The 11,647-nt window shown below is 62.5% G+C and carries 10 protein-coding genes; 3 read left to right on the forward strand and 7 right to left on the reverse strand.

The genetic code is table 11. The annotated features are described in order from the left end of the window. The first annotated feature begins 161 nt into the window (after positions 1-161). Together LF599_RS01300 and sppA are read left to right on the forward strand one after the other, a co-directional pair. The gene (locus tag LF599_RS01300) at positions 162-1,979 is read left to right on the forward strand and encodes a 30S ribosomal protein S1 (protein ID WP_279521996.1); all 1,818 of its coding nucleotides are present in this window, start codon (positions 162-164) and stop codon (positions 1,977-1,979) included. Positions 1,980-1,996: 17 nt separating this feature from the next. Continuing rightward, entirely contained in the window at positions 1,997-2,893 is an 897-nt protein-coding gene (sppA, locus tag LF599_RS01305; RefSeq protein WP_319023427.1) for a signal peptide peptidase SppA, read from the forward strand. A 25-nt stretch (positions 2,894-2,918) separates the two neighbouring features. Here the strand turns inward: sppA and LF599_RS01310 are convergent, their stop codons facing one another. The 6 genes from LF599_RS01310 to LF599_RS01335 form a co-directional block, all read right to left on the reverse strand. Then, positions 2,919-3,914 (reverse strand): FAD:protein FMN transferase, encoded by a 996-nt coding sequence (locus LF599_RS01310; protein WP_279521998.1) that lies wholly within the window; start codon positions 3,912-3,914, stop codon positions 2,919-2,921. Next, positions 3,907-4,152: a hypothetical protein gene (locus LF599_RS01315; protein WP_279521999.1), complete on the reverse strand. Its 246-nt coding sequence runs from the start codon at positions 4,150-4,152 to the stop codon at positions 3,907-3,909. The genes LF599_RS01310 and LF599_RS01315 overlap by 8 nt, the downstream gene beginning before the upstream one ends. Then, positions 4,149-5,291: an FMN-binding protein gene (locus LF599_RS01320; RefSeq protein ID WP_279522000.1), complete on the reverse strand. Its 1,143-nt coding sequence runs from the start codon at positions 5,289-5,291 to the stop codon at positions 4,149-4,151. Before LF599_RS01320 ends, LF599_RS01315 begins: the two co-directional genes overlap by 4 nt. 62 nt (positions 5,292-5,353) lie before the next feature. Continuing rightward, on the reverse strand, positions 5,354-5,662 hold the full coding sequence (locus LF599_RS01325; RefSeq protein ID WP_279522001.1) for a hypothetical protein: 309 nt from the start codon (positions 5,660-5,662) through the stop codon (positions 5,354-5,356). A 44-nt stretch (positions 5,663-5,706) separates the two neighbouring features. Further along, on the reverse strand, positions 5,707-7,371 hold the full coding sequence (locus tag LF599_RS01330) for a 4Fe-4S dicluster domain-containing protein (RefSeq protein WP_279522002.1): 1,665 nt from the start codon (positions 7,369-7,371) through the stop codon (positions 5,707-5,709). 48 nt (positions 7,372-7,419) lie between these two features. After that, positions 7,420-8,313: a tetratricopeptide repeat protein gene (locus LF599_RS01335; RefSeq protein ID WP_279522003.1), complete on the reverse strand. Its 894-nt coding sequence runs from the start codon at positions 8,311-8,313 to the stop codon at positions 7,420-7,422. Positions 8,314-8,506: 193 nt separating this feature from the next. Here LF599_RS01335 and LF599_RS01340 point away from each other — a divergent pair, with 193 nt between their 5' ends. Continuing rightward, positions 8,507-10,180: a sigma-54 interaction domain-containing protein gene (locus LF599_RS01340; protein ID WP_279522004.1), complete on the forward strand. Its 1,674-nt coding sequence runs from the start codon at positions 8,507-8,509 to the stop codon at positions 10,178-10,180. Between the two features lie 131 nt (positions 10,181-10,311). On the opposite strand, the gene LF599_RS01345 is transcribed toward LF599_RS01340, so the two are convergent. Then, entirely contained in the window at positions 10,312-11,646 is a 1,335-nt protein-coding gene (locus LF599_RS01345; RefSeq protein WP_279522005.1) for a histone deacetylase family protein, read from the reverse strand. Position 11,647 lies beyond the last annotated feature (1 nt).

An 11,647-nucleotide genomic window follows, 5' to 3' on the forward strand; every position in this document is an offset into this window, starting at 1 on the left:
TTTCCTATTAAAGAACGTAAGGATGTCGGGATCGGCCGCAAGTGCCGACCGTGCGAACGGGGCTCGCCTGCCTCGGAAACGATGACCCGCCAGCACGGAACCCTCATCTTGAAAATATACGTTAATACTACTTTGTCCGAGGTCCGTTGTGGAGGTAACCCATGGAAAAAACTAATGAATCTGTTGAAATGCCCGAAATGGAGATGAATTTCGCCGATGCTCTTGACGAGTATCTGAATTCCGATTTCGGTGATCTGGACGAAGGGACTATTGTTTCCGGTGAAGTCGTCAAGGTCGACAAGGACTACGTGCTCGTCGACGTGAACTTCAAGTCCGAAGGACAAATCCCCGTTTCCGAATTCACCGAGGCTGACGGCACCGTGACCGTGTCCGTCGGCGAGAAGGTCGACGTTTTCGTCGCCCGCAAGAACGAAGCCGAAGGCACCATCTACTTGTCCCGCGACAAGGCCAAGCGGATGCAGCTTTTTGATAAACTGGAAGAACTCCAGGAGAAGGACGGCGAAGTCGTCGGCCGGATCATTCGCCGCATCAAGGGCGGCTACACCGTCGACCTGGGTGGCGTCGAGGCGTTCCTGCCCGGTTCCCACGTCGACCTGCGTCCCGTCCCCGACATGGACGCCCTGGTCAACCAGGAGTTCGATTTCAAGATCCTCAAGATCAACCGCCGCCGTTCCAACGTCATCGTGTCCCGCCGCGTGCTTCTCGAAGAGATGCGCAGCGAACAGCGCGAGAAGCTGCTGGAAACCCTCGAAGAGGGTCAGGTTGTGCAGGGCAAGGTCAAGAACATCACCGAGTACGGCGTGTTCATCGACCTGGGCGGTCTCGACGGCCTGCTGCACATCACCGACATGTCCTGGAAGCGCATCAAGCATCCCAAGGAAATGGTCGGCCTGGGCGACGATCTCGAACTGAAGATCCTGAACTTCGACCGCGAAGGCCAGAAGGTTTCCCTCGGCCTCAAGCAGCTCGTTCCCGATCCGTGGGAGAACATCGCCGAGAAGTACCCCGAGGGTTCCCGCTTCACCGGCGTCATCACCAACCTGGCCGACTACGGCGCATTCGTCGAGCTGGAGAACGGCGTCGAGGGCCTGGTCCACATCTCCGAGATGTCCTGGACCCGCAAGCTCCGTCACCCGTCCCAGATGGTCAAGGTCGGCGAGGAAGTCGACGTTGTCGTCCTCGGCGTGGACCCGGACAAGAAGCGCATCTCCCTCGGCATGAAGCAGATCTCCCCGAACCCGTGGGATGTCGTGGCCGAGAAGTACCCCGAGGGCACCGTCCTTGAGGGCGCCATCAAGAACATCACCGAGTTCGGTGTGTTCATCGGCATCGAGGAAGGCATCGACGGCCTGATCCACGTGTCCGACATCTCCTGGACCAAGAAGATCCGCCACCCCTCCGAGGTCTACAAGGTCGGTGATTCCGTCCAGGCCAAGGTCCTCACCGTGGACAAGGAGAACGAGAAGTTCACCCTGGGCGTGAAGCAGCTCACCGAAGACCCGTGGACCCATGTCCCGGCCAAGTACCCCGTGGGCCAGAAGGTCTCCGGCGTTGTCACCAACATCACCGACTTCGGTCTCTTCGTCGAGGTCGAGGAAGGTATCGAAGGCCTGGTTCACGTTTCCGAGATCAGCCGCAAGAAGATCAAGTCCCCCTCCGAGATGTTCAAGGAAGGCGACACCATCGAAGCCAAGGTCATCCACGTGTCCGCCGACGAGCGTCGTCTGGGCCTGTCCATCAAGCAGACCAAGGAAGAGCCTGTCCGCTCCGGCGGCGGCAAGTCCAAGTCCTTTGGCGGCGACAGCGTGAGCGCTGGCTCCACCCTGGGCGACCTGCTCCGCGAAAAGCTTGAGGAAGCCGCCGGCGATGCCCTGGCCGCTGCCGAAAAGGAAGAAGCCGCTGCAGCCGAAGAGGTTGTCGAAGCCGAGGCTCCGGCCGAGGAAGAAGAAACCAAGTAGGTTGAAGTGTCATGCGCATGGCAGGAACCAAAGACCGTTTCTCCCAGCGCCACCCCTTCTTGTTTGGGGTGATGATGATTATATTGGCCATGGCCCTCATAACGGGGGTCATGGCCTTTTTCCGCGCCATGGGGTGGATGCCCGGCTCCTTCGCCCTGTCCGGCGACAAGATCGGCGTCGTCCATGTGGACGGCATGATCCTCGACTCTTCGCGGGTCGTCGATTTCATCCGCACGCTTGAGGATGACGGTTCCGTCAAGGGCGTGCTTTTGCGCGTCGATTCACCCGGCGGGGCCATCGCGCCCTCCCAGGAAATATACGCGGCGGTCAAGAAGTTGAACGCCATCAAGCCGGTAATCGCTTCCTACGGCTCCATGGCCGCGTCCGGCGGCTATTACTGTTCCTGTCCGGCCCGGATCATCTACGCCAACTCCGGGTCCATCACCGCGTCCATCGGCGTCATGGCCGAGTTTGTCACCGTGGCGGACGCCATGGAAAAATTCGGCATCAAGCCGGAGGTCCTCACCACCGGCAAGTACAAGGCCGCGGGCACTCCTCTGCGGAATCTGACCGACGCGCAGCGTGAACAGATGCTCGACCTCATGCACGACCTTCACGATCAGTTCGTGGATCACGTCGCCGAGGCGCGCGGTATGGACCGGGCCCGCGTGGCCGCCATTGCCGACGGCCGGGCCGTCACCGGCAGGCAGGCCCTCTCCCTGGGGCTCGTGGACCGCATCGGCACCCAGTCGGACGCCATCGCCGAACTCAAGCGGGAAGCGGGCATCGAAGGCCGCGCCGCTCTCCTCGAAGGCCCCGTCACCAAACAATCCTTTGTTCGGGAACTTATGGGCGCCTTCAAGATCGATCTCACCTCCAGCCTTCAGCAGGGCTGGACCTTCTCCTTTAAATAAGCCGGTCGTCCGGCGGTGAGGGGCGTCAGGCCCCGATGGGCCAGTTCCCCGACGGGGCGAGCCCCTTTTCCGTTTGCCACAGACAGCCGGACCCCGGGGTGCGCCGGATGAACGCATTGCCCTTTGTCCTGCCCATGGCGAACAGGGCCGTGGCCAGGGCGTCCGCCTGGACGCAGGAGGACGAGACCACTGTGACGGCGCGCGCCGCAGCGTTGTCGGAAGCGACCGGGACCAGATGGTCATATCCCCTGGACGCCCGGCTCTCGTAGTTGCCGGATGTCGCGACCGCGCCCGAGCGCAGGCGGAAGACCGTGAGGTTTCGGGCTGGATCGGACGCGTTCTGGATGCCCACAGCCCAACCGCTATGGGCGTTGGCTGAGCCGGTTCGCATGTCGCCGCCCGCGTCGACCAGAAAGTCGGTTACGCCGTGTTTCTCCAGTTCCCCGGCCGCCATGTCCACGATGTGCCCCTTGGCGATGCCGTCCAGGGAGAGGCCCATGCCGGGCTGAGCCAGGCGGATGGCCAATCCGTCCATGATGACGCCCTTGGGGGAAGCCAGGACGCCGACGTCTTTGCGCACCGAGGCGGGAAGCTCCTCGATGGTCCGTGCGCCGTAGGCCGAGAGGGCTTCGAGGACGGGAGCCGTCGCCGGATTGAATCCGCCCCGGGTCTGCTCCGACAGGCGAAGTGCGTGCCTGAGCAGTTCGGCCACGGGCTCGGGAGCGTCCCGCAATATGCCCTGGCCGTTGAGCACTCCCAGCGGCGAGGAGCCGCTGCGACGGGTGAACAGCGTCTCTGCGCGGCTCATCGCCGCAAAGGCGCGCTCCATTGCCTCGTCCAGCCGGGCGCGGCTTTCGCTGCGGGCAGAAATCGCCGCATAGGTGCCCATCATCAACCGGGTTTCGGTGCGTTTGTGAAGCGGCCGTCCTTGGGCCGCGCTGGTCAGCCCGGCGATGGGGGCGGCGCAGGCGAGCGCGCCGAGTGCGCCGATCGCGCCGAGAAATCCGCGTCTGCTAACCATCGAGATCGGTCTCCTTCAAGATGTCATCCAAGTTGAAATCCTGGTTTTTTTTCGGCGTGGCGCCGGATGGGGCCTGTCCCTGTGCGGGAGCGTCCGTCTCCGAGGCGATGCCGCGCACATAGCGAACTGACGCCAGGTCCCGCTCCGCGCTTTCCCTGATCTGGTTCGTCAGCTCGAAGCCGCAGAGGCCGACAAAGGCGATGAATATCGCCAGGCTGAACACTTTTTTGAAAGTCATGACTGTTTCTCCTTCTTCCTGCCGCGCGTGAGCCAGTTGCGCATGAAGGCGAGGTAATCGAACACGGGCGTGGCCGGGCACAGGAGCGCGCACCAGGGCCGCTTCACTACGAGGGAGGCCACCAGGATCAGAACGGTGAGGGCGAAGATCGCCGTGGAGCCGATGAAGGAGAAGGCCATCCCGAACGGCGTGTACTCGGCGTCGGACGGATTGCGGAAGTAGAGCGCGGCGCTCAGGGCCGTCAGGGCGAAGCCGCGCGAAATCCATTTCATCCAGGCGGTTCTCTCGGGCGGTGAGCGTTTGGTGATTCTGCCCAGCCCTTCCTGCAGGCCGCCGAAGGGGCAGATCATGGCGCAGTACAAATTCTTTTTCGTGGCGAAGAATACGACGAAGGCCAGGACGAGGCAGATCAGTGCCGTATAGGACGCCAACCCCTTGGTCCAGAAACCGGCCAGAAGCAGTGCGAGGGAGGCGAGGGACGGCTGGGTGCCGTACAGGAAACCGAGTATCACGGTGGCCGCTGTCAGCAGGCCCAGCCGGGCGTATGTCTTGTTCCATCGGAAGAATCGGCTGGAGATGAGGAGTGCGGCGAGGAACAGCGCAGCGGTCAGGCCCGCCTTCACCATTTCGTCGGGAGAGACCGCGACCGGGCCGCTTTCCCCGGCGGTGCCCTTGATGTGCGCGGCGGCTTTGTTGGCGGCTTTTATCATGGCCGTGGAGGACAGGGTTGCGCCGGTGACGGCGTCGACCTTGGGCGGCCGGGACGCGCTCGTGCCGAGGAAGGCGTCCAGTACGCCCGCATCCAGCACGCGGCTGACGTAGGTGGTGGTGTCGGTGGTGTCGACGAGAGCGATCCGCTCAATTATCCCGGCCGAGTTCATCACCACTGCGACCTGGACCGGCCCGCCGTAGCCGGGATGTTCGGCGACGGCGATGCAGAGCTTGTCCCCGGCGTCGCCACGGCGGTGTCCTTCGTAGACCGAGGGGCCGACCTGCCTGACGTCGACGATTTCCTCGGAAATGTTTCCGATGCGCTCCAGGGTCGCCCCCTTGGAGCGCACCCCGCCCGCGATCCAGGCCGCGAGCAGGATGATGAGGGCGGCGATGGCCGATATGCGTTCGACGGTCTTTCCGGACAATCTCGCGTCTCCTTGGGAAAATGTCGGCGGCCCGCACGAGGGGCGGGCCGCCGGTTGTGTTTTTAGCCCTGGGTCGGTTTTTTCATGACGAAGAGGCGGACGGCGATGGCCAGGCAAATGACCACCGGCAGGCCGAGGACGCCGATGAAGTACCATCCCGCGATGGTTTCGAATTCGCCCATGAGGGTCGTGCCCCCCGCGACGACGGCGCACAGGAAGGCGAAGCCTGCGTAGAGCAGGGCCACCTGCCACCAGACCGGCTTGCGGCCGCGGGATTTGAGCCACTCCACAAGTCCCATGACAATCAGGACCTGCAACGCGCCCATGACCATCCAGAATATGTAGTTGAGCATCGTGGTTCCGGGAAACATATGTTGACTCCTTGTTGATTTCGTCCCGATGGAAGCCCTGCGGCCTACTCCATCCCGTGGTATTCCCAATCCTTTTCGATTTCGAGGAAGTTTTCGGCCCGCATCCACCACGGCGGATTGTGGTACGAGGCTTCCTTGCCGCCGTCCCAGTCGGAGCGGTAGTCCTCGGCCTCATGGAACTTGAAGAAGTTCTTCTGCATGGCCAGCAACCCCTGGGAAACCAGTCCCGTGGGGTCGCGGGGCTCCATCTCGCGCGAGATGGCGTGAATCCAGGTGTTTTTGCGCGAATACGGGCAGACGCCGATGCAGACGCGGCAGCCGAGGCCGTCCTGGGTGGGACCGCTGGCCCACTGCTGGTAGCACTTCTCTTCGTTGAGCTTCCAACGCTTGAAGCCGCGCACCACGGTCTGTGGTTCGTCGTCGAAGGGGATGGCCCCTGACGGGCATTGCTCGGCGCAGATCTTACATTTCTTGCAGAAGTCGGCCATCTTGACGTCGATGGGCTTGTCGTACTCGAACTCGATGTTGGTCACGATGGCGGCCGGGCGGAAGTTGGCGCCCAGCTCCGGCACCATGACCACGCCCGCGCGGCTGTACTGGCCGAGACCGGCGAGCTGGACATATGGGCTCATCATGATCTCGTAGTTGGAGCCGGGGAACTGCGCCCGCGCCGGGTAGCCGAGTTCGCGTATGAACCGCTCCATGAGGCTTGCCGCCACGCGAGAGCGGAAGTACGCGTCGAACGAGGTGGAATACCCCACGGCCGCGTATGTGCCGTCCCAGTTCATGGGCACGCCGAAGATGATGATGGACTTCCAGTGTTCGGGCACCTTGTCGCCCCAGGTGTAGTGTCCCTTGTCGGGCATACCGCGCATGACGCCCTTGAACATGAAGCGCGGGTCGAACTTGGTGATGCCCACCAGGGACATGCCGAATTGGTGCGCCATGCGCTTGATGAGCACGGACGCGTGTTTGGGCGACTTGAACTCCATCGGCTTCTCACGCCAGATGCCCCGGTAGTCCCAGTCCTCGGGCGGAATGGGCTTGCCGGTGCGCATGTGCTCGTCATGCGGGTCCTCCGGGATGCGCTGGACGTGGCCGGGCAACTCCATGCCGCCGAGGCGCAGGGCCATGTTGTAGGCTCCGGCCAGGGCGTACCGCTTGTTCTTCCCCTTCTTCCACGCTTCGGCGCGCTTGACGTTGCGCTGGAGGGATTCGAGCATGATCTCCAGCTCGCCGGGGCGCGCGCGGTAGTGGTCGCCGACCGGGCCGGGCAACGCCTCCACGCCCATGTCCGGGGTCCACTTTCCGCTCTTGATGATGTCCACCAGCGCCCGCAGCCGCAGGAAGAGATACTCGGTCCATTCGGGCCGCACCACCTTGCCCACCGGCTCCATCATCACCGGGACATCGCAGCGGAACGGTTCGCGGTTGAAGAACTGGTCGCCGCCCTGGAAGGTGCGCCCGTACCCTGTGTAGGCGTCGTCGGAGCGGCCCACCGCGAACCCCGCGCCGGCGGCTCCGGCCATGGTGGCCGCTGCCGCTGCCACGCCGCCGAATTTCAGGAAGTTGCGTCGGGAGACCCCCTTGTTCTCCCCGCTGGGTTCACCGACGTCGTTTCCGTTTTCCCCGGCTCCCGCGTTGCCGGCGTCCGTCACGCGGTTTTTCGGGTCGTTGATGATATCCAATGCGTTGTGCTCATTTGCCATGTCGTACCTCCTGGGCAAAATGAAGTCGGCATCTCTGCGTTCGAAGTTCTATTGTTGTTCCGGGAGCAGTTCGAGAAAATCGGCGTCCATCCCCCGGAGATGGTCGGCGATGGTTTTGGCGTATATCTCCGCTTGATCGCTGCCTTGTTCGGCAAGGTCTCTTGAACGGAGATGCAGGTATTCGCGGGCGTCGAAGTCGAGTTCGGCCATGCCGAGGTGGCACAATGCGGCCTTTTCGCCCTGGCCCAGAGCCAGGAGCACGTCGCCCTTGACGCGCAGGGCTAGGTATTCGGCTCCGCCGCCCCGTGCGATGAGCGTGTCGCAGGCGGTCAGCGCCTCCGTGTATTCCCTGGTCTCGTACAGGCAGATGGCCAGCCCCCGGATGGATTCCGTGTGGTCGGGCATGATTTCCAGGGCGCGCCTGAAATGGGGAAGAGCGCGTTCGAAGTTGCCGAGCCGGACAAGGCATTCCCCGGCCCAGAAGTCCGGCCCCATGACGCCGGGCGCGGCTTCGGCGCTGCGCTCGAAGTAGGGCAGGGCCTCCTCGAACCGGTCCTGCATGGCGCAGCACAGCCCGGCGTGGTGCAGCGCGCCCGCATGGGCCGGGTCGATTTCGAGAATTTTCCGGAACAGCTCCAGTCCTCGGATATAGTTGCGGGCGTATAGAGCGAGGTTGGCCAGGTTGAAGCGCGGATTCACGCTCTGCGGGTTGCGCTCGATGGCGGCGTGGAAGGCCCTTGCCGCTTCGGCGGGTTTTTCCAGTTGCAGCTCGGCCAGGCCAAGCTCGTTGTATGCCTTGGCCTGCGTTGCGGTCGGCATGTCATCCGAGGCCAGGGTGTCGGCCAGGAATGCCGCCAGTCCGGCGAAGTCCCGCCGCGACTTGAAGTTTTGGACGGCCTCGCCGAATCGTTGTTCGCCAATAAATGATTGAAGTGTTTGCATCGTCTCCTCTCTGTGAATGTATTAACAAACAACATGCCATAAAATATAGTCAACAAATACAAGATATTGTAATGGCGATGGGCCAGGAAAGCTACTTATTGCGTGAAATGAGACGAATTGTGATGTGGTATTTAACGGGATTACGTTATATAAAACGATGGCGTGATCTATTTTTCACAAAGGAGCGCACAAAGTGGTTTGGACCAATTCCGATGATCTCGCCTTTCTCCGCAAGACGATGGACTGCATGGCCGGGAGCCTGAATATCCCGGAGGCCCTGGTGAACACCTTCGGCCACCTGCAAAAGTATTTCCCCATCGACGCTATATCCCTGCATCAGTATTCCGTGCCGTTGAAAAGCCTGAAGCTTTTCTTTCTGATTACCAAGGGCCGGTTCCATTTCGTGGAAACGACGGTCCCCGTGGACGAGGCGCATATTCCCATACAGATACTGCATCAGCGGGGGCTGGAGCTTTTCAAGTCGATTCCGGTGAACCGGGACAATGCGGTGACCTACGCCCACAGCAAGGCGCTCGAATCGTTCCTGCCCTACAAGGACCGGGCCTATCTCATCGCCATGATGCAGTCCGAGGGCGAGGTCATTGGCCACCTGTGCCTGATGGGTGCGCATGTGGGCTGTTTCAACGAGGAACACCTGAAAAAGCTCGCCCTGCTCGTCAAGCCGTTCACCCTGGTCATGTCGAACCTGTTGAAGGACAAGCGGAGCATTTATTTTCAGGAGAAGCTGTATTCGGGGGGAGACCGGCCGGAATCGGACGCGGGCTGTTTCCGGGAGAAGCGCATTCTGGGCGAGCAGGCGGGGCTCAAGGCCACCATGGATACGGTCTATCAACTGCGCGGCAGCGAGATTCCGGCGTTGATTCTCGGGGAGACGGGCACGGGCAAGGAACTCATCGCCGATGTCATTCAACGCATTTCGCCCCGCAAGGACAAGCCGTTCATCAAGGTCAACTGCGGGGCCATACCGGACACGCTCGTGGACAGCGAACTGTTCGGCTATGAGAAGGGCGCGTTCACCGGAGCCACCGCGTCCCGGCCGGGCAAGTTCGAGCAGGCGCACGGCGGCACGCTGTTTCTGGATGAAATAGGCGAATTGCCCATGTCGGTGCAGGTCCGCCTTCTGCGGGTGCTCCAGGACAACGTGGTCGTCCGGTTGGGCAGCACCCGGTCCATTGCGGTGGACGTCCGAATCATCGCGGCCACCAACCGGAACCTTGAGCAGATGATGCAGGAGGGCACGTTCCGGGAGGACCTCTACTACCGTCTGTACGTTTACCCCGTGCGCGTACCGCCGCTCCGGGACCGGCCGCACGATCTGCCGGAGCTGATCCATTTCTTTGCCCAACGCGCGTACGCCAAGCTCGGGGTGAAGGGGTATCCCGTGGTGCCTACCCAGACGCTCCAGCGTATGCTCCAGTACTCTTGGCCCGGGAACGTCCGGGAATTGGAAAACCTGGTCAAGCGCGGCGTGACCATGAACCCGGGCGCTCCCCTGCTTCTGGACAAGCTTCTCCCGGAGGACGAGGGCTGGTACCTCTCCCCGGAAGAGGAGCCGAGCTATTTCGAGAAGGCCATCGACGCCCGGGTGCAGGCCGCATTGGACAGGCATCTCGTTTCGATGCACGGCGTCAAGGGCGAAACCGATCCGTGCGCCGTTGCCCCGGCCGAGACTGTCGGGATGCGTACCCTTGCCGAGACCGTCAGGGAAGCCATCCTCGCGGCGCTTGAACGCGCGGGCGGCAAGATCAGCGGTCCCGGGGGAGCCGCCGAGCTGCTGGATGTCAATCCGAGTACGCTGCGGAGCAAGATGCGCAGGTTGGGGCTGCTGGACGCGCCGCCGGAGTAGGAGTCGTCTTCCGGGCGGCCGCGAATGGCCGTTTGGGTCGCACGCCCGTTAGGCGATGTCGGGAAATCGGGAAAGGATGGCGGGGCCGGGAGGAAGGGCTTGCGCCTTCCCCCCGGCCGCCGGGAATGTTTTTAGAATCCGTACCGGACGTATTCCTTGTCCAGCCGGTTGATGAGCTGGGTGTATCGGTAGGCGCCCTTGACCTGGGCGTCCTCGATGGCCTTGTAGCCCATGTCCCGGCAGTGCGGGCAGGCGTCGATGGGAATTTCGACGCCGAGGCACAGCGGGCCGGAGTCGGCGCGGGTTTCGACCTTGTAGAGGCCCCGGCAGTGCTTGCACAGGGTAACGGACTCCTGCTGGACTTCGTTGATGCCGTCGGTGTCGTAATAGATCTGCTTGTGGCGGATGAACTTGTCGCCGGAGATGACGCCCTGGCGGCTGTCGTCCTTGGAGACGAATTTTGGCGGATCGAAGTAGAGCTTCGGGAGCTGCTTGCAGAGTTCGTCGATGTAGGCGGTGGTGCGGGCGTCCTGGCGGATGCGCTCGGCGTTGTAGTTGGGCTCGCGCACGTGGGAGTAGTCCACTCCGGCCATGGCGAGGCAGATGCCGAGGTTGATGTAGGGCAGGGCTCCCTGGATGGAGTAGCCGCCTTCGAGCACGGCGATGTCCGGCTTGAGCATGTCGTTCATGGCCGCATAGCCGCCCGCCGAAAAGTTCATGTTGGTGATCGGGTCGGTGTAGTGGTTGTCCTGTCCGGCGGAATTGATAATCAGGTCGGGCTTGAAGTCTTCGAGGATGGGCATGACCACGCGCTCGACGGCCATGAGAAACCCTTCGTCCGAGGTGCCGGGAGGCAAGGGGATGTTCAGGGTGCGGCCCATGGCGTTCGGTCCGCCCAGATCGCGGGGGAAGCCGGTGCCGGGATAGAGGGTCCTGCCGTCCTGGTGCAGCGAGATGAACAGGGTGTCCGGGTCGTGCCAGTAGATGTCCTGGGTGCCGTCGCCGTGGTGGCAGTCGGTATCCACGATGGCGATGCGCTTGCGGCCGTATTTTTCCCGGATGCGCTCGATCATGATCGCTTCGATGTTGATGGTGCAGAAGCCCCGCGAGCCGTGGACCACCTTCATGGCGTGGTGGCCGGGCGGGCGGACCATGGCGAAGGCGCGTTCGCAGACGCCCTCCATAATCAGGTCGGCGGCCTTCATGGCTCCGCCAGCCGAAATGAGATGGGAGCGCGTGGCCACGGAGGGCACGTCCGGAAAGCAGAAATGGACTCGCTCGACGTCTTCGACCGAAGCCACGTCCGGTTTGTATTCGCTGATGCCTTCGATGTCGAAGAGGCCTTCCTCGCGCAGTTGGTCCTGGGTGTAGAGCAGCCGCTCCTGCCGTTCCGGGTGGGTCGGCGAGATGGCCCAGTCAAAGGCCGGGAAGAAGATGATGCCGAGGGTGTTCTTGGATTTGAGCATG

The sequence above is a fragment of the Pseudodesulfovibrio thermohalotolerans genome, assembly GCF_021353295.2.
Lineage (GTDB): Bacteria > Desulfobacterota > Desulfovibrionia > Desulfovibrionales > Desulfovibrionaceae > Pseudodesulfovibrio > Pseudodesulfovibrio thermohalotolerans.

Coding starts and splice junctions, on each gene's coding strand:
- LF599_RS01300 (WP_279521996.1), top strand. CDS start 162: ATGGAAAAAACTAATGAATCTGTTGAAATGCCCGAAATGGAGATGAAT.
- sppA (WP_319023427.1), top strand. CDS start 1,997: ATGGCAGGAACCAAAGACCGTTTCTCCCAGCGCCACCCCTTCTTGTTT.
- LF599_RS01310 (WP_279521998.1), bottom strand. CDS start 3,914: ATGGTTAGCAGACGCGGATTTCTCGGCGCGATCGGCGCACTCGGCGCG.
- LF599_RS01315 (WP_279521999.1), bottom strand. CDS start 4,152: ATGACTTTCAAAAAAGTGTTCAGCCTGGCGATATTCATCGCCTTTGTC.
- LF599_RS01325 (WP_279522001.1), bottom strand. CDS start 5,662: ATGTTTCCCGGAACCACGATGCTCAACTACATATTCTGGATGGTCATG.
- LF599_RS01330 (WP_279522002.1), bottom strand. CDS start 7,371: ATGGCAAATGAGCACAACGCATTGGATATCATCAACGACCCGAAAAAC.
- LF599_RS01335 (WP_279522003.1), bottom strand. CDS start 8,313: ATGCAAACACTTCAATCATTTATTGGCGAACAACGATTCGGCGAGGCC.
- LF599_RS01345 (WP_279522005.1), bottom strand. CDS start 11,646: ATGCTCAAATCCAAGAACACCCTCGGCATCATCTTCTTCCCGGCCTTT.